This window comes from Micromonospora sp. CPCC 206060, assembly GCF_036906895.1.
GTDB lineage: Bacteria > Actinomycetota > Actinomycetes > Mycobacteriales > Micromonosporaceae > Micromonospora.
Genome location: NZ_JBAKHU010000028.1, coordinates 58,582 through 75,187 on the forward strand (window position 1 = coordinate 58,582; position 16,606 = coordinate 75,187).

The window sequence follows — 16,606 nt, forward strand, 5'->3', positions numbered from 1 at the left end:
CCATTCTGGTCGACCGGGTGGGTGTGGCACCGTGGCGGGGTGGCCAACTCCGGACCGGTCGACGTCGACCTTGCCCTGGTCGGTGGGGGAGGTGCCGCCTCCCTCGTACTGGCCGCCCTGCACCGGCACGGGGTCGCCGGCCGGCGGATCGCGGTGATCGATCCGGTGCACCGGCGCGGGCAGGACCGCACGTGGGCGTTCTGGGGCCGGCCCGGCAACGATCTGGACCCGGTGCTCAGTGCGAGTTGGCGGCAGGTGGAGGTGACCACCGGTGCCGGGCGCCGGGTGCTGGACCTGCACCCGTTGCGGTACGCCATGCTCCGCTCCGCGCCGGTCTACGACCGCGCCGCCGAGGCGGAACGGCGACTCGGGGTCCGGCGCATCCACGCCACGGTCCGGTCCCTCGACGACGACGGGGAGCGGGTCGTCATCGGGACCACGGAGTCCGGCGGTGGGCCGGTCCGGGCCTCGTGGGTGCTGGACTCCCGGCCCTGCCCGCCGGTACGCCCCGGGCGGACCAGGTGGTGGCAGCACTTCCGTGGCTGGTGGGTCGAGACGGAGCAGCCCGCGTTCGACCCGGACCGGGCGGTTCTGATGGATTTCCGGACCGCGCAGCCGGCCCGGGGGGTGTCGTTCGGCTATGTGCTGCCGGTCAGCCACCGGTACGCGCTGATCGAGTACACCGAGTTCTCGCCGACGTTGCTGACCGGCCGGCAGTACGACGAGGCGCTCGGCAGGTACCGCGACCTGCTGGGCCTGGACCCGGCGGCGCTGACCGTGCGGGAGGTGGAGAACGGGGTGATCCCGATGACCGACGCGCCGTTCGCGCGTCGCCCCTCACCCCGGGTGGTCCGCCTCGGCACGGCCGGCGGTGCCACCCGCCCGTCCACCGGGTTCACCTTCGCCGCCATGTACCGCCAGGCCGACCAGGTGGCGCGGGCGTTGGCCGAGGGGCGACCGCCGGTGCCCGGGCCCGCCTATCCCCGCCGGCACCTGTGGATGGACGCGGTCGCGCTGCGTGCCCTGGACCGGGGCCTGGTCGGCGGGCCGGAGTTCTTCGAGCGGCTGTTCGACCGTAACCCGGCGGAGCGGGTCCTGCGTTTCCTCGACGGTGCCACCACGCCCGCCGAGGATCTGGCGGTGATGCGGTCGGCCAGGCTGCTGCCGATGGTCGCGGCGACCGCCGGGGACGCGGTCGGCCGGCTCCGGGGCCGCCTGCGCCGGTCCGTCGTGCCCGCCGGTGCGACCCCCGCCCCGGTCGCCGGTTCCGATGTGGTCGCAGGCCCGGTCGCCGGTTCCGGTGCGGTTCCGGCTCCCGCCGACGGGCCGGGTGGTGCGGTTCCGGCTTCCGCTGACGGGCCGGGTGGCGTGGACCCGGCGTCGGCCGGCGCGGACGACGGCGTGGACCCGGCGCCGGCCGGCGCGGACGACCGGTAGGTTGCCGGCATGGCGGAGACATCGACCGTTCGGGTCGTGCAGGTCTGGACCGACGGGGCGTGTAGCGGCAACCCCGGCCCCGGCGGGTGGGGTGCGGTACTGCGCTGGGGGTCGCACGAGCGGGAACTGTCCGGGGGTGAAGCCGGTCCGACCACCAACAACCGGATGGAGCTGATGGCCGCCATCCGGGCCCTGGAGAGCCTGACCCGGCCGGTCACCGTGCAGGTGCACACCGACAGCACCTACCTGCGCAACGGCATCACCGGCTGGCTCGCCGCGTGGAAGCGCAACGGGTGGCTGACCGCTGCCCGGCAGCCGGTCAAGAACGCGGACCTGTGGCAGCGGCTGGAGGCCGCCTGCGCCCCGCACCAGGTGAGCTGGCACTGGGTCAAGGGGCACAGCGGCCATCCCGAGAACGAGCGCGCCGACGCCCTGGCCAACCGGGGTCTGGCGGCGGCCCGGGCCGAGCCGGCCGCCACCGCCGCATCCTGACCCGCCGTCGCCGGCCCGGAGGCTGCGCCGCACCGACCGGTCACTCCACCTGGTGCGCACGGATGGTTACCGGACGGGCGTCGGCCGGGAACACATGTTCGGCAATCTTGGGAGGATGGTGAGATGGTGGGGACGTGGTTAGCCGACAGGAGCGCATGGAGAGCGGGGTGCGGCCAGTTACGGAGGGTGCCCGGGCGGGCTCTCCGGCGGCGCCTGCACCGGAGGCGCCCACCGGCCTGACGCCGCGGTTCTGGCGGGAGATGCTGGAGGGCGTGGACGAGGCGGTCCTCGCCCTGGACGAGGCCGGTGTGCTGCGGGCCGCCAACACGGTGGCCACCCGGATGCTGCCGCAGTTGCGGCCGGGTGAGGTGGTGCTGACACCCGGGCCGCTGGCCGAGGCGCTGCGGGCCGCCCGCGCCACCTTCGACGTCGACCATGATGAGCACCGGTTGCGGGGGCGGCGGGTCTCCGTGGGGCCGCTCACCGTCTGGTATGTGCGTGACGTCACCGAGCAGGTCATCCGGACCGACGCGTTGCTGGCCGAGCGGTGGCGTTCGGCCTTCCTCGCCGAGGCGAGCCGGCGGCTCAGCGCCTCCCTGCACGGTGACCGTACCGCCCGCACCGCCGTCGCCCTGGCCGTGCCGGCGCTCGGGGACTGCGCCCTGATGGTCCGGCCCGGGACGCGTAACAGTGTGCGTTGGTTCCGCTACTCCGGCGAGGACGGTGAGCCGGTGTCGGGCCGGCTGCCGGCGGAGGGGCTCGACGCCGTGCCGGCACTCGCCGAGGCGCTGGCCGGGCTGGAGCCCGACGACGATCCACGCCTGCCCGACCAGCTCACCGAGGCCGGTTGGCTGCTCCCGGAAGGCTTCGGCCGGCCCGGCTCTGCGGTGCTCGTCCCGTTGCCCGGCCACGGCCGGCCGGTCGGGGCGCTGGCGGTGATCCGGGGCATGGGCCGGGCCGGCTTCGAACCGGTCGAGACGCACCTCATCCGGCAGTTCGCCGGCCGGGCCGGCACCGCGCTGGCGGTCGCCGCGCTCTACGCCGAACAGGCGCACACCGCAGACGTGCTCCAGGCCAGCCTGATGCCGCCCGCCCTGCCCGAGGTCCCCGGGGTGCAGTTGGGCGCGGTCTACCGGTCGGCCCGGGAGCGACTGCGCATCGGCGGTGACTTCTACGACGTGTACCCGACCCGGGGCGCCGCGGGGCCCGCCGACTCGTGGCAGTTCGTGCTCGGCGACGTCTGCGGCAAGGGTGTGGAGGCCGCCGTGCAGACCGGGCGGGTACGGCAGGCGATGCGGGCACTGAGCCTGGTGGAACCGGACCCGGTGGGTCTGCTCCGACTGCTCAACGAGTCGATCCTCACCAGCGGCGACGGGCAGTTCACCACCATGGTGCTCGGTCGGATCGAGTGGCGGACCGGTGGTGTCGCGTTGCACGTCGCCTCCGGCGGGCATCCCGCGCCGATCGTGCTGCGCGTCGACGGTACGGTCGAGACGGTCCCGATGGCCGGCACCCTGGTCGGCGCGTTCCCCGAGGCGCGGTTCGGTCAGGCCACCGTCACCCTCACCCCCGGTGACACGTTCATCCTGCACAGCGACGGGGTCACCGAGGCGCGGGGTGGGCCGGACGGTACGGACTTCTTCGGCCGGGAACGGCTGATCAGCGGGCTGCACGGGTACGCTGGTACGCCACCCACCGCCATCGCCGAACGGGTCGGGCAACTGACCGCGCAGTGGCTGGACGAGCGGGAACACGACGACATCGCCGCCCTGGTGATCCAGGCCGAATCGGCCCGCCGGGCTCGTGGGCACCTGCGGGCGGTGGGGTCGTCGTGACCGTACCGGCCGCCGTGTCGTCGGCGGTCACGTCGGACGACCTCCGTCGCGCGTTGACAGCGGTTTCCCCGAGCCACGACGTGGTCTGACCCGGACTGCACAGTCCACTCTCGACGGAGGTCGGGGCAACTCGTGGACTTCCTCAGCGCGGCCCTGCTCGTCGACGACGCCGATCTCTACACCGACTTCGTGGCGTGGACGGTCCGGATCCTGGGTACCAGGAGCGTGCCATCTGCCAGCGTCCACGCGGTTCTGGACACGTACGCTGCGGCCCTGTACGACTTTCCGCGCACGCAGACGCAGCTGACGGCAGGACGGAGGATGCTTTGAACGACGTCACGGGTCTGATCGTCACCCCCCTGCTGCGTAGCGACCGCACCGCACAGATCCGCCTGGACGGTGAGCTCACCTACGACACGGTCGACGACGCCCGGGTGCAGTTGCACGCGCTCATCGACGCGGGTTGCCGGCAGCTCATCCTGGAGGTCTCCGGCATCACCTGGTCGGACTCGGTGGGGTTGGCGCTGCTGATCGGGCTGCGCTCGGCAGTGACCGCCTGCGGCGGCGAGATCGCGGTACGGGGCGCGACCGGTCAACTGGCCCGGGTACTGGAGATCACCGGCACCCGCGACCTGCTCGGCGCCGGCCAGGTGCCCGGTGTGGACGGCACCGGTTCGGCGGAGGCCAGCTCCGGGGCTGTCGGGGAGACCGCGGTCTGAACCGCCGCCCCGGCGGTTGCACCCGTCGCCGGGGCCTCGTCCGTTCCGGGTGGACGTCCGCCATCCGGGATCCTCGACATCCACCAGGTCCGCATTCATCGCACCGACCTGGGTAGGTGTCCAGCTGACGATCCATGACGACATCAGTCGAGGGAAAGAGGTGGATACCATGACGACCGCCCGGGAGATCATGACCGCCGACGTGACCTGCGTCGGGGAGCACGAGTCGGTGCGCGACGCCGCTCGTACGATGGCCACGCTCGGGGTCGGCTCGATGCCGATCTGCGGTACGGACAGCCGGCTCAAGGGGATGCTGACCGACCGCGACATCGTGGTGAAGGTGCTTGCCGAGGGGCGCGACCCGGCTGCGGTGACCGCCGGTGACCTGGCCCAGGGCAAGCCGGTGACCATCGGCGCGGACGACGACGCGCGGGAGATCCTGCGGACCATGGGCCAGTACCAGGTACGCCGGTTGCCGGTGATCGACGGCCATGACCTGGTCGGCATCGTGGCGGTGGCCGACGTCGCCCGGGCGCTGCCGGACGAGCCGGTCGGTGACCTCATCGACGCCATCTCCGAACGCTGAGGGTTCGCTGCGCACGGTGCTGGGGCCGCCCCCGGCCCGGGGGCGGCCCCAGCACCGTGTACCGGTCAGGAGCGCCGGGCGTGCAGTTCCTCGCGGCTGGTCGGCCGGCCGCGCAACGCGTCTCGCAGCCGGTCCACCAGGCCAGTACCCAGGGCGAGTAGCCGGTTCGCCGGTGGGTGGTCCGGTGCGGCCCGGGTGGGCGCGATGGTTCGGGCAGTACCCGGGAAGCCGCCGGTGAACCCCGCCACGGCGCTCCCTGGACGCCGGCGACCTGGGCTGATCGGCGAGGCGTACGCCACATCCGCCGGTCGTCGCTGCTGCGTCGGGGCCGTGCGGTTGACAGGATCAGCGGTACTGACCGGAGCGACCCCTGGAGGATCCGCTGAGCCGCCATCATCCCGCCGCCGTGCTCTTCGACATGGACGGCACCCTGGTCGACAGCGAAAAGCTGTGGGACGTCGCGTTGCGTGAGCTGGCCGGGGAGTACGGTGGCACGCTCTCCACCGCCGCCCGGCTCGCCATGATCGGCAGCAGCATGGCCGCCTCGATGCGGATTTTCCACGACGACCTGGGGCAGCCGTGGCGTGACCCGGCGGTCAGTGCCGCCTGGATCGACCGGCGCATCCTGGAACTGTTCCGCGCCGGGCTGCGCTGGCGGCCCGGGGCGCTCGCCCTGCTGCGGGCGGTACGCGCCGCGCGGATCCCGACCGCCCTGGTCACCTCCAGCGGCCGGCAACTGGTGGAGGTGGCCCTGGACACCCTCGGCCGGGACAGCTTCGACGTGGTGGTCTGCGGCGACGAGGTCGACGCCGCCAAGCCGCACCCCGAGCCGTACCTGACCGCTGCCCGGCTGCTGGGCGTACCGATCGGGCGGTGTGTCGCCATCGAGGACTCGCCGACCGGGGTGAGCAGTGCGCTGGCCGCCGGGGCGACCGTGCTGGCCGTACCGGCGGAGGTACCGGTGCCGGTGACCGAGGGGGTGCACCAGCGGGACAGCCTGACCGAGGTGGACCTGGAGGTGCTGGCCGCGCTGCTCGGCGTCCCGCAGTGACCGGTTGTTAAGAAGGGCCCCCTCCTATACCGAAAGCGATAAGAAGGGGCCCTTCCTTACGGCTCAGTCGTGGGCGATCGCGCCGAGCACGTTGATCCGGGCGGCCCGGATGGCCGGCAGCACTGCGGCGATCACCCCGATCAGCGCGGCCAGCCCGACGAAGAGGCCCATCTGCGCCCAGGGCAGCACCAGGTCGGTGATCCCCTCGTCCTTGAGCGCCTCGACCACGGCCGCGCCCAGCCCGCTGCCGACGGTCACCCCGAGCAGCGCGCCGAAGACCGAGATCACCACCGCCTCCACGGTGATCATCCGCATGGTCTGCGCGCGGCGCAGCCCGATCGCCCGGAGCAGACCCAGCTCGCGGGTGCGTTCCAGCACCGACAGGGCCAGCGTGTTGATGATGCCGAGCACCGCGATCACGATCGCCAGGGCGAGCAGGATCTGGATCATCTGGAGCAGGGTGTCGAACTGGCCGTTCTGCTGCGCGATGAATCCGGCCCGGTCGGCCACCGACACCTCCGGACTGTCCTTGACCAGCTCCTCCAGCTGTGGCTGCACCTGCGCCACCGGGGTACCCGGGGTGAGCTGCACCAGCGCCAGGTACGGCTGGGGTTGGGTGAAGTCGGCGGCGGCCTCCTTCGGCAGCATGATCGAACCCGGCAGCCGGTCCTCCGGCACGATCGCGCTGACCGTGTAGGTGTGCGGCTCGCCCCGGGCGAACTGGGCGGTGATCCGGTCACCGACCGACTTGTTCAGCTCCTTGGCGGCCGGCTCGCTCAGCGCCACCTGGTCGGGCCGGAGCGTGGTGACGGTGCCGGCGGTGGCCTTCGCGCCCCAGATCCGTCCCACGGCCGCCAGGTCGGTGGCCGCGTTGACGAACCGCCGTTCCCCGTCCACCTCCGCCATGTCGTTGTAGAGCCCGGCGACCGCCGCCACCCCGGGCAGCGCGGCGGCCCGGTCCACCACCGTCGGGTCGAACGTCGGCGTCTGCGGGCCGGTCTGCTCGCCCGCGATCACCAGTTCGGCGTCGATGATCTGCTCGGCCTGACCGGCGATGCTGGCCTTGGCCGAGTCGAGGATCACGGTGACGCCGGTGACCAGCGCGATGCCGACCATCAGCGCGGCGGCGGTGATCGCGGTACGGCGCGGGTTGCGACCGGAGTTCAACCGGCCCAGCTTGCCCGGCACCGACCAGGAGAACAGGCCACCGAGCAGGCTGACCACCGGCCGGCTGATCAACGGGGTCAGCAGGGCCACCCCGATGAACGCCAGCAGCACCCCGGTGAGGATGGTGACCAGCGTGTTGTCCCCGGCGTTGCCGGACAGGCCGAGGGCGAGCAGGCCGGCCCCGGCAGCCGTCACCACCGCGCCGGAGAGGGTGACCCGGGTCAGCGGCCGGTCCGGCGTGGCCACGTCCTGCATGGCCGCGATCGGCGGGATCCGCGATGCGCGCAGCGCCGGCAGCAGCGCCGCGACCACGGTGATCACCAGACCCACCCCGAAGGAGCTGAGCACCGCGACCGGCGGTACGCCCAGCCCGGCCAGGGTGAGGCCGCCAGCGAACTGCCCGAAGACGTACGCCAGCAGCGCGCCCACCCCGATGCCGGCGGCCAGCCCGAGCACCGAGGCGAGCAGGCCGATGGTGACCGCCTCGACCAGTACCGAGCCGATGACCTGCCGGCTGCTGGCGCCGATGGCCCGCATCAGGGCCAGTTCCCGGGTGCGCTGCGCGACGATGATCGAGAAGGTGTTGAGGATCAGGAAGGTGCCGACCAGCAGGGCCACCCCGGCGAAGCCGAGCAGGATCCGGTTGAAGAACGACAGCCCTTCCTTCAGGCCGGCGGCGGCGTCGGCGGAGAGCTGCTCACCGGTCTTGACCACGTACCCGTCGCCGAGGGTGGCGGCCACGTCGTCGCGGAGCTGTTCCGGGCTGACCCCATCGGCGGTGGTCAGGATGATGCCGTTGTAGGTGTTCGGTGCGCCGAGCATCAACCGTTGCGCCACGGGGGTGGTGAAGTGGATCTCGTTGGCCCCGCCGATGCTGTCCCGGCCGCCGCTGTAGCCGAAGATGCCGACGAGGGTGAACTCCTGCTTCGGCGCCAGGGTCAGCACCCCGACCCGGTCACCGACGGTGACCTTGCCGGCCTTGGCGAGCGCGGCGTTGACCACGATCTCGCCGTCGGACTGCGGGGCCCGGCCCTCGCGGAGTTCGAGCAGGCCGCTCTCCCCGGTCCAGTTGCTGCCCAGTTGCGGAGGCCCGAACGAGGTGACCACCTTGCCGTTGCTGCCGATCAGCCGGGCGCCGGCGGCGTTGACCGACCCGGTGGCCCCGGACACTCCCGGTAGGGTGCGGACCTGGTCCAGCACTGTCGCCGGGAACGGTGGCGACACCTGCTCACCTTCGGTCTCGCTGACCGCGAGTTTCGGTTTCGCGGCGACCTGGACGTCGATGCCCTCGTAGGCGTCGGCGAAGATCGCGTCGAAGGACCGGCCGAGGGTGTCGGTGAGGACGAAGGCGCCGGAGACGAACATGACGCCGAGGACCACCGCCAGCCCGGACAGGACCAGCCTGACCTTGCGGGCCAGCAGGCTCTTGAGCGTGGCACGCAGCATCAGATGCCCACCTCGGTGGTGGCCGGCAGCGTGTCGAGCTTCTTCATGGTGTCCAGCACCGTGTCGGCGGTCGGCTCGATCAGCTCGGAGACGATCTGGCCGTCGGCCAGGAAGACCACCCGGTCGGCGTACGCGGCAGCCGTCGGGTCGTGGGTGACCATCACGATGGTCTGGCCGTGCTGGCGTACCGAGTTGCGCAGGAAGCCGAGCACCTCGGCGCCGGAGCGGGAGTCGAGGTTACCGGTCGGCTCGTCGGCGAAGATCACCTGCGGGCGGGAGACCAGCGCCCGGGCACAGGCGACCCGCTGCTGCTGGCCGCCGGAGAGCTGGTTCGGCCGGTGGTCGAGCCGGTCCCGCAGGCCCACCGTGTCGATCACGGTGTCGTACCAGGCCGGATCGGGCTTGCGCCCGGCGATGGCCAGCGGCAGCAGGATGTTCTCCTTCGCCGACAGCGTGGGCAGCAGGTTGAACTGCTGGAAGATGAAGCCCACCTGGTCGCGGCGCAGCCGGGTCAGGCCAGCGTCCCCGAGCCCGGTGACCTTCGTGTCGCCGATCATGACGGTGCCCCGGGTCACCGTGTCGAGCCCGGCCAGGCAGTGCATGAGCGTCGACTTGCCGGAACCGGACGGACCCATGATCGCGGTGAATCGGCCCCGCTCGAACTCGGCGCTCACCCCGCGCAGCGCCACCACCTGTGCCTCGCCGCTGCCGTACACCTTCCACACGTCGCTGGCGCGGGCTGCGGCCCCCACCGGGCGACCTACCGTCGCGGTCACTGGCTCCCCCTCTGTCAACCGTCGTTCGACCGGCCGGACCCAGAGGCCGGCCGACAAGTGTCATCATCAGCCCTGCTCAGGCCGGTAACGTCCGACTCCCGGGGGAGCACGACGCGGATTTCGGCATGCGGGTGGGCCCCCATACCGACTCAGGGTCACCCCTGAACCGACCCACCTTTCGTCACCCAGCGTGACGGCATGGGCGACCGTACGACCTGACGTACCGTCAGGGTCAACCGCCGGACGGGCGGCCGGCGGACGGTCAGGCGCCGGGGCGGACCAGCCCCGACTCGTAGGCCAGCACCACGGCCTGCACCCGGTCGCGCAGCCCCAGCTTGGTCAGCACATGCCCGACGTGGGTCTTGATGGTGGTCTCGCTCACCGTCAACGCCCGGGCGATCTCCGCGTTCGACAGGCCCCGGGCGACCTGCACCAGGACCTCCCGTTCCCGCTCGGTGAGCGTGCCCAACGCGTGCGGCAGGGTGGCCTCCGGATCCGGCAACGCCTGGGCGAACCGGTCCAGCAGCCGTTTGAGGATCCGTGGTGCGACCACCGCGTCGCCAGCCGCCACCGTCCGGATGGCGGTCACCAGGTCCTCGGCCGGTACATCCTTGGCCAGGAACCCGCTCGCTCCCGCCCGCAGCGCGCCCACCACGTACTCGTCGAGGTCGAAGGTGGTCAGGATGAGCACCCGTACCGGCAGCCGGGCGTCGACGATCGCCCGGGTCGCGGCCACCCCGTCCATCCGGGGCATCCGGATGTCCATCAGCACCACGTCCGGCAGCAGCCGCCGGGCCAGGTCGACCGCCTCCACCCCGTCGCCCGCCTCGGCGACAATGTCCAGGTCCTCCTCGGCGCCGAGCACCATCCGGAACCCGGTACGCAGCAGCGGCTGGTCGTCGACGAGCAGGAGCCGTACCGGCCGTTGCCGCACGTCACCCTCGGTCATCTGTGATCTCCTGCCCAATCGTCGCCGTCCCGACCCGGCTGCCCGCTTTCCCCGCGCCGGTCCGGCCTCACGCCGCCCCCGTCTCGCCGGTCGGGGCCACCTGGTCCATCGGCAGCTTCACGTGGATCCGGAAACCGCCGCCGGTACGGGGCCCGGCCCGCAGACTCCCACCGTAGAGGGCCACCCGCTCCCGCATCCCGACCAGTCCGTGCCCGACCCGGTCGGGTGCCGGCAGCGGGCCCCGTCCGGTGTCGCTGACCTCGACGACCAGCGAGTACACCCCGAAGCCCAGGCGGACCTCGGCGGTGGCCGGACCGGCGTGCTTGAGGGCGTTGGTCAGCGCCTCCTGCACGATCCGGTAGATGGTCAGCGCCACCCCCGGGTCCAGCGGCCCCGGGGTCCCGTCGACCCGGAACACCACCGGCAGTCCGGCCTCGCGGACCTGCTCGACGAGGGCCTCGATGCCGGCCAGGCCGGGCTGCGGGGTCAACTCCGCCGCCGGTTCGGCGTCGGTGCGCAGCACGTCGAGCAGGCGCCGCATCTCCCGCAGGGTGGTCCGGCTGGTTTGTTCGATCGTGCCCAGCGCCTCCTCGGCGGCGTCCGGGTCCCTCCGCAGCACCCGTCGGGCCCCGGTGGCCAGCACCCCCATCACGCTCAGGTGGTGGGCGACGACGTCGTGCAGCTCCCGGGCGATCCGCCGCCGTTCGTCGGCCACCGCCTGCTCGGCCAGGGCACGCTGGTTCTCCTCCGCCACCCGGGCCCGTTCCCGCAGCACCGCCACGGACGCGCGCCGGGCGTGCACCGTACGGCCCACGAAGAACGACACCAGGGTGATCAGCACGTTGTTGAGCAGGACCAGACCGCGGCTGACCTCCAGCATCCCGCCGAGCGGGGCGAGGAGGTTCGCCACCGCGACCGGTACCCAGAGCACCAGCGCGGCCAGCACCGCAGCCCGCAGCGACCGGTGTGCGGCCATGGTGTAGGTCAGCACGATGAGGGCCAGGCTCTGGGTCGTCGGCGCGTAGCCGAGCACCAGCGGCAGACCGAGGGTGGCCACGGCCACGCCCACCGCCACCCACGGCGCCAGCCGGCGGAATACCACCGGGGCGGCGCAGAGCGCGCTCCAGCCCAACGAGACCGGTAACGACCGGGGCCAGTATTCCGGAGGGGTCAGCAGGGTGAACACAGCGTCCAGCAGCACCAGCCCGACGGCGAACAGCGTGTCCACCGCGGGCGGGTGTGTGCGCAGCCATGCCACCCGACTCTCCGTCACACCAGTGACGGTAGGCAACCATCGGGCCGACCTGATCGGCGTGGCCGACGAACCGGCACTCCTCCCTGGGGAGGAGGTCACTCGTCCGCGCCGGGGACGATCGCTCCCTGTCGGGCGTCCCGGGTCACGTCGCCGGGGACCAGCTCGGGGAAGGGCGGCGGGGTGCCGCCGAAGCTCGGGCAGAGCGCCTGGTGGTTGCACCAGTCACACAGCCGGCTCGGCCGGGGCCGGAAGTCCCGGTCGGCGGTGGCCCGCTCGATGGCCCGCCACAGTGCCACCACGGTGCGCTCGAAGCGCTGCAACTCGTCGGCGTCGGGGGAGTAGTCACAGATTTCGGCGTCCTTGAGGTAGAGCAGCCGCAGCACCCGGGGCACCACCCCCCGGGTGCGCCAGAGCACCAGGGCGTAGAACTTGAGCTGGAACAGGGCCCGCGCCTCGAACGCCTCCCGTGGCGCGCCACCGGTCTTGTAGTCGACCACCCGCAGGGCGCCGTCCGGGGCGACGTCGAGCCGGTCCAGGTACCCCCGGATGAGCAACTCCTCGTCGACCACGGCGGAGACCAGGCTCTCCCGCTCGGCCGGCTCCAACCGGGTCGGATCCTCCACCGCGAAGTAGCCGTCCAGCAGCCCGGCCGCGGACCCGACGAACTCGGTGACCGCCGCCGGATCGTCCGGGGTGAACAGCTCCGCCAGCTCCGGCTGCTCGGTGACCAGGCGCTCCCACTCCCCGGGGACCAGGTCGGCGGCGGCCTGCGGGGTGCGCTGCGCCGCCGGCAGGTCGAACAGCCGCTCCAGCACCGCGTGCACCAGCGTGCCCCGGACCTGCTCGACGCTGGGTCGCTCGGGCAGCCGGTCCAGGCTGCGGAACCGGTACAGCAGGGGGCAGGTCTTGAAGTCCGCGGCGCGCGACGGTGACAGCGACGCGCGGACCGTCGCCGGCACCGCCGCCACGACCCCACCGGGCTGGGCCGGAACGAGCCGCGCGGTCTGCTGGTTGGTCACCGGTTGCGCCGTCATGACCGAAGGCTAAGCCACGGGTACGACGTCCGTCCGGTTGCCTCGTCGGGGCCGGTACGAAGAAACCCGTCGGAGTCGGTACCGGGGAAACGGTACGCGGCAGCCGTCCAGGAACGGTACGTAGCATCGACCCGGTGCAGCAGACACCACGGAACCGACGAGACCGCGCCCCGCGACCCGGCCTGACCGTGGGCCGGGTGTTCGGGGTGCCGCTGTACCTCAACGCCTCCATGCTGCTGCTGGCCCTGCTGGTCACCGTCACCTACGGCGAGTTCGTCCGCCGCCAGCTCGCCCTCAGCCCGACCGCCGGGTACGTCATCGGCTTCGGGTTCGTGGTCTGCCTGCTCGGCTCGGTGCTCCTGCATGAGCTGGGGCACGCGCTCACCGCCCGCCGGTACGGCATCGGCGTGCGCGGGATCACCCTGGAACTGCTCGGCGGCTACACCGAGATGGAACGCGACGCACCGACCCCCCGGATCGACCTGCTGGTCTCCCTCGCCGGTCCGGCGGTCTCGTTCGTGCTGGGACTGGCGGCGACGGCGGCCACCCTGGCGTTGCCCGACCGGACGCTGGCCAACCAGCTCGCCTTCCAGCTGGCGGTGAGCAATGTCATCGTGGCGGTCTTCAACAGCCTGCCCGGCCTGCCGCTGGACGGGGGGCGCGCGCTGCGTGCCGGTGTCTGGGCGGCGACCCGGGACCGGCACCTCGGTACCGAGGTGGCCGGCTGGGTGGGGCGGGTCGTGGCGGTCGGCAGTGCCGTCGTGGTGGCGCTGCTGACCGTGCTGAAGGTTCTCGCACCGCTGGCCCTGCCGCTGATGCTGCTGGTGTCGTTCACCCTCTGGCGCGGTGCCGGGCAGTCCATCCGGCTCGCCCGGATCAGTCGGCGGTTCCCGCTGGTGGACCTCGCCCGGCTGGCCCGGCGGGTGCTGCTGGTGCCCAGCGGCACCCCGCTGGCCGAGGCGCAGCGGCAGCGGGACGGCTCCGGGGGGCCCACCGCGCTGGGCATCGCCGACGCCGCCGGCCGCCCGGTCGCCCTGGTCGATCTGGTCGCCGAGGCCGCCGTCCCGGTCGAACGCCGGCCCTGGCTCGCCGTGGACGCGGTGGCCCGTTCCCTGACCGACCTGCCCCGCCTGCCGGTCGGACTCGACGGCGAACGCGTGGTCGAGGCGGTACAGGCCCACCCGGGCGCACAGTACCTCGTGACCGCAGGCGAAGATGTCGTCGGCGTTCTGCACATCGCGGATCTGGCGCAGCTCCTGGAACCCAAACGGAAGATGAACACGTGACCGCACATCCCCCTGCCGCCCCCGTCACCGGGGCACCGGCTGACCACCGGCCGCTGCCGGTCCGCCGGGGACCGTTCCAGCCCGGTGACCGGGTCCAGCTCACCGACCCCAAGGGCCGGATGCACACGGTCACCCTGGAACCGGGTAAGGCGTTCCACACCCACCGGGGTGCCCTGGAGCACGACGCCCTGATCGGGCTGCCCGACGGCAGCGTGGTGACCTCCACCGGCGGCACGGCGTACCTCGCCCTGCGACCGCTGCTCGCCGACTACGTGCTCTCCATGCCCCGGGGCGCCCAGGTCATCTACCCGAAGGACGCCGCGCAGATCGTGGCCATGGGGGACGTCTTCCCCGGTGCCAAGGTGCTGGAGGCCGGTGCCGGCTCCGGTGCCCTGACCTGCTCCCTGCTGCGGGCCGTCGGCACCGGCGGTGAGGTGCACTCCTACGAGCTGCGGGAGGACTTCGCCGAGATCGCCCGGCGCAACGTCGAGGCGTTCTTCGGTGGTCCGCACCCCGCCTGGCACCTGCACACCGGGGACGTGACCGGCTGCCCCGAGACCGGCTTCGACCGGATCATCCTGGACATGCTCACCCCGTGGGAGGCCCTGGACCTCGTCGAGCGGGCGTTGCTGCCGGGCGGGGTGTTCATCGGTTATGTCGCCACCACGCCGCAGCTGTCGGAGCTGGTGGAGGCGCTGCGGGAGCGGGGCGGCTTCACCGAGCCCCGGGCCTGGGAGTCGCTGGTGCGGGACTGGCACGCCGACGGCCTGGCGGTACGCCCCGACCACCGCATGATCGCGCACACCGCGTTCCTGGTCTCGACCCGCCGGCTGGCCCCCGGGGTGACCGCGCCGCCGCGCCGCCGCAAGCCCAGCAAGGGCGCCGAGGCGTACGTGGCGCGCCGGCAGGTGCTGCGCGAGGCCGAGGCCGCCCGGCGCGCCGCCGAGGCGGCCGGCAACGCGGCCGAGGCGGCCCTGGACGCGGCCGAGGCCGCGCTGGAGGCCGCCGAGGGGGCGGCCGTTGCCCCGGCGACCGGCGAACAGGTCGCCCCATGAGCGGTGCGGGCGGGCCCGCATGACCCAGCCGGACTTCGGTGGTAACGAGCTGCCTGCGGTCTTCCCGGACTGGTCGCCCTACCAGGACCTGGAGTCGGCGGCCCGGGCCTATCTGCGGGATCCGGACGTGGCGCTGGAGGCGCTCGGGGGCGTGCTGCGCGGCGCGTCGGTGCTGGGTTTCACTCTGGAACGCTTCGTCAACGAGGTCAACGGGGTGTGGCAGGAGGTCGTGGTCTGTGACGGCAGCCGGTTGATCCTCTGGCACGGCGAGGACGTGCCACCGGAGGAGGGGCCGCCCGGGGCGCTGACGTCGTCGTTGCGGGTGGTGCCGGTCTCGACCGTCACCGAGGTGGGCTGCCGGCGGCGGCTCACCCGGACCGAGAACGGCCGGATCCGGGTGGACAGCATCGACGTGTATCTGCTGCTCAGTTCGTTGGACGAGTCCGGCTCCGGGGAGGACCTGCCGACCGGGCCCCGGCACGACGCGCTGCGCTTCGGCAAGACCCTCGACGACGGGGGAGCGGGGCAGATCGCCCGGTTGGAGGAGTTCGCCCGGCTGGTCGCCTCGGTGGTCGGCCGGCCGGTGCTCTGAGTCGGCGGGAGGCCGACGCCCCCGCCGACTGCGGGTCGGTCCGGGTGCGCGTCAGTCCGCGTCCGGCCCGGCCTACGGGATCGAGGCAGAGCGCACGGCTATCCGGGACGCAGCCGCCGCGAACAGGTGGCGCCTGGTGTGGTCACCTGCCGACGACGGCGCAACCGGTGCCCACATCCGTCGTGCTGGCCTGACGTGGGCTCTCGATCAGCTTGCGGCCGGGCATGCTGACGGCCTGGTCGTCGCCAAGCTCAACCGGCTGCCGAGTGGGAGCGCGAGGTCATCAGCCAGCGCACGTCGGAAGCCCTCGCAGAGGCGAAGGAGTCCGGAGCGACCGAGTTCGTCCATCTGCCCTTGATCGTTTGCAGTTCAGCTGCACTTCGGTCGGCGTGTCACACCACTCAACGACAAACGATCGAACGGCGCGCGATGCGGGGTCGCCGTCCAGACAGGCAGAACAGGTCCGTGGTCCGTCAACTGACCATGGCATCACGTGTAGTTGTACGAGGGCAACCCCCGCAGGGGTTGACTAACCCCGTACTGGCTGGTGCGTGCCCGTGGGGCCATGCCGTCAGATTGTGGAGCTGCTTGGGTTGGATGAGATCCGTGATTTGCTTGGCGGAATCAGCAAACAGCGCGCCACGATCATCGTGGGCCGCAAGGGATTCCCCGATCCGCTCGCCACCTTGAAGATGGGCCGCGTCTGGGAGGGTAGGGTCGTTCGAGCTTGGATCGCCAAGAATCGCCCCGGCCCAACCGACGAGGACTGACGTCAACCGGGGTCAGAGCGCAGAGCGCCCCGGTGCGAAGGTTCCGCACCGGGGACAGCCCCGTCAGATCGCCAGCGGCTGTACGCGCTGGTTGCCCTGCGCCCATGTCGTCAGGCCCACGGCCTCCCCGCCGCGCTGCCGGCCGGGGCCGGTTCG

18 protein-coding genes are annotated in these 16,606 nt (G+C 72.5%); 12 read left to right on the forward strand and 6 right to left on the reverse strand.

Going from position 1 to position 16,606, the window contains the following annotated elements; all coding sequences use genetic code 11:
- Positions 1-21: 21 nt before the first annotated feature.
- The 6 genes from V6U90_RS18605 to V6U90_RS18630 all read left to right on the forward strand — a co-directional run bounded on the left by V6U90_RS18605 (position 22) and on the right by V6U90_RS18630 (position 5,069).
- Complete coding sequence (locus tag V6U90_RS18605) at positions 22-1,437, forward strand: lycopene cyclase family protein (RefSeq protein ID WP_442933618.1); 1,416 nt, start codon at positions 22-24, stop codon at positions 1,435-1,437.
- A gap of 9 nt (positions 1,438-1,446) precedes the next feature.
- Positions 1,447-1,929: a ribonuclease HI gene (gene rnhA / locus V6U90_RS18610; RefSeq protein WP_334437954.1), complete on the forward strand. Its 483-nt coding sequence runs from the start codon at positions 1,447-1,449 to the stop codon at positions 1,927-1,929.
- A gap of 167 nt (positions 1,930-2,096) precedes the next feature.
- Positions 2,097-3,764, forward strand: a complete 1,668-nt coding sequence (locus V6U90_RS18615; protein ID WP_334437957.1) for a SpoIIE family protein phosphatase — start codon at positions 2,097-2,099, stop codon at positions 3,762-3,764.
- Positions 3,765-3,896: 132 nt separating this feature from the next.
- A complete protein-coding gene (locus V6U90_RS18620) occupies positions 3,897-4,094 on the forward strand; it encodes a hypothetical protein (RefSeq protein ID WP_334437960.1) in 198 nt (65 codons plus the stop codon).
- The gene (locus V6U90_RS18625) at positions 4,091-4,483 is read left to right on the forward strand and encodes an STAS domain-containing protein (RefSeq protein WP_334437963.1); all 393 of its coding nucleotides are present in this window, start codon (positions 4,091-4,093) and stop codon (positions 4,481-4,483) included. The genes V6U90_RS18620 and V6U90_RS18625 overlap by 4 nt, the downstream gene beginning before the upstream one ends.
- A 169-nt stretch (positions 4,484-4,652) precedes the next feature.
- Positions 4,653-5,069: a CBS domain-containing protein gene (locus tag V6U90_RS18630; protein WP_334437966.1), complete on the forward strand. Its 417-nt coding sequence runs from the start codon at positions 4,653-4,655 to the stop codon at positions 5,067-5,069.
- Between the two features lie 65 nt (positions 5,070-5,134).
- On the opposite strand, the gene V6U90_RS18635 is transcribed toward V6U90_RS18630, so the two are convergent.
- Positions 5,135-5,317 (reverse strand): hypothetical protein, encoded by a 183-nt coding sequence (locus V6U90_RS18635; RefSeq protein WP_334437968.1) that lies wholly within the window; start codon positions 5,315-5,317, stop codon positions 5,135-5,137.
- Between the two features lie 158 nt (positions 5,318-5,475).
- Here V6U90_RS18635 and V6U90_RS18640 point away from each other — a divergent pair, with 158 nt between their 5' ends.
- Positions 5,476-6,120 (forward strand): HAD family hydrolase, encoded by a 645-nt coding sequence (locus V6U90_RS18640; RefSeq protein ID WP_334437970.1) that lies wholly within the window; start codon positions 5,476-5,478, stop codon positions 6,118-6,120.
- 63 nt (positions 6,121-6,183) lie between these two features.
- On the opposite strand, the gene V6U90_RS18645 is transcribed toward V6U90_RS18640, so the two are convergent.
- The 5 genes from V6U90_RS18645 to V6U90_RS18665 form a co-directional block, all read right to left on the reverse strand.
- A complete protein-coding gene (locus V6U90_RS18645) occupies positions 6,184-8,733 on the reverse strand; it encodes an ABC transporter permease (protein ID WP_334437972.1) in 2,550 nt (849 codons plus the stop codon).
- Positions 8,733-9,509 carry an ABC transporter ATP-binding protein gene (locus V6U90_RS18650; RefSeq protein WP_334437975.1) on the reverse strand — a complete coding sequence of 259 codons (777 nt, stop codon included), beginning with the start codon at positions 9,507-9,509 and terminating at the stop codon, positions 8,733-8,735. The genes V6U90_RS18645 and V6U90_RS18650 overlap by 1 nt, the downstream gene beginning before the upstream one ends.
- Before the next feature lie 262 nt (positions 9,510-9,771).
- A complete protein-coding gene (locus V6U90_RS18655) occupies positions 9,772-10,458 on the reverse strand; it encodes a response regulator transcription factor (protein WP_334437977.1) in 687 nt (228 codons plus the stop codon).
- Between the two features lie 67 nt (positions 10,459-10,525).
- The gene (locus V6U90_RS18660; protein ID WP_334437978.1) at positions 10,526-11,731 is read right to left on the reverse strand and encodes a sensor histidine kinase; all 1,206 of its coding nucleotides are present in this window, start codon (positions 11,729-11,731) and stop codon (positions 10,526-10,528) included.
- 77 nt (positions 11,732-11,808) lie between these two features.
- Positions 11,809-12,747 carry a RecB family exonuclease gene (locus V6U90_RS18665; protein ID WP_334437979.1) on the reverse strand — a complete coding sequence of 313 codons (939 nt, stop codon included), beginning with the start codon at positions 12,745-12,747 and terminating at the stop codon, positions 11,809-11,811.
- A 197-nt stretch (positions 12,748-12,944) separates the two neighbouring features.
- On the opposite strand from V6U90_RS18665, the gene V6U90_RS18670 reads away from it, so the two are divergent.
- The 5 genes from V6U90_RS18670 to V6U90_RS18685 all read left to right on the forward strand — a co-directional run bounded on the left by V6U90_RS18670 (position 12,945) and on the right by V6U90_RS18685 (position 16,450).
- Complete coding sequence (locus V6U90_RS18670; RefSeq protein WP_334438023.1) at positions 12,945-14,033, forward strand: M50 family metallopeptidase; 1,089 nt, start codon at positions 12,945-12,947, stop codon at positions 14,031-14,033.
- A complete protein-coding gene (locus V6U90_RS18675; protein ID WP_334437981.1) occupies positions 14,030-15,088 on the forward strand; it encodes a tRNA (adenine-N1)-methyltransferase in 1,059 nt (352 codons plus the stop codon). Before V6U90_RS18670 ends, V6U90_RS18675 begins: the two co-directional genes overlap by 4 nt.
- 19 nt (positions 15,089-15,107) lie before the next feature.
- Positions 15,108-15,680, forward strand: coding sequence for a hypothetical protein (locus V6U90_RS18680; protein WP_334437983.1), 573 nt, complete (start codon positions 15,108-15,110; stop codon positions 15,678-15,680).
- A 28-nt stretch (positions 15,681-15,708) separates the two neighbouring features.
- A complete protein-coding gene (locus V6U90_RS33935) occupies positions 15,709-16,038 on the forward strand; it encodes a recombinase family protein (protein WP_442933620.1) in 330 nt (109 codons plus the stop codon).
- Positions 16,039-16,258: 220 nt separating this feature from the next.
- Positions 16,259-16,450, forward strand: a complete 192-nt coding sequence (locus tag V6U90_RS18685; protein WP_334437985.1) for a hypothetical protein — start codon at positions 16,259-16,261, stop codon at positions 16,448-16,450.
- The last annotated feature ends 156 nt before the right edge of the window (positions 16,451-16,606 follow it).

Excerpts from the sequence above, each read along its gene's own strand:
- V6U90_RS18680 (WP_334437983.1), top strand. The coding sequence starts at position 15,108 with ATGACCCAGCCGGACTTCGGTGGTAACGAGCTGCCTGCGGTCTTCCCG.
- V6U90_RS18645 (WP_334437972.1), bottom strand. The coding sequence starts at position 8,733 with ATGCTGCGTGCCACGCTCAAGAGCCTGCTGGCCCGCAAGGTCAGGCTG.
- V6U90_RS18655 (WP_334437977.1), bottom strand. The coding sequence starts at position 10,458 with ATGACCGAGGGTGACGTGCGGCAACGGCCGGTACGGCTCCTGCTCGTC.
- V6U90_RS18665 (WP_334437979.1), bottom strand. The coding sequence starts at position 12,747 with ATGACGGCGCAACCGGTGACCAACCAGCAGACCGCGCGGCTCGTTCCG.
- V6U90_RS18630 (WP_334437966.1), top strand. The coding sequence starts at position 4,653 with ATGACGACCGCCCGGGAGATCATGACCGCCGACGTGACCTGCGTCGGG.
- rnhA (WP_334437954.1), top strand. The coding sequence starts at position 1,447 with ATGGCGGAGACATCGACCGTTCGGGTCGTGCAGGTCTGGACCGACGGG.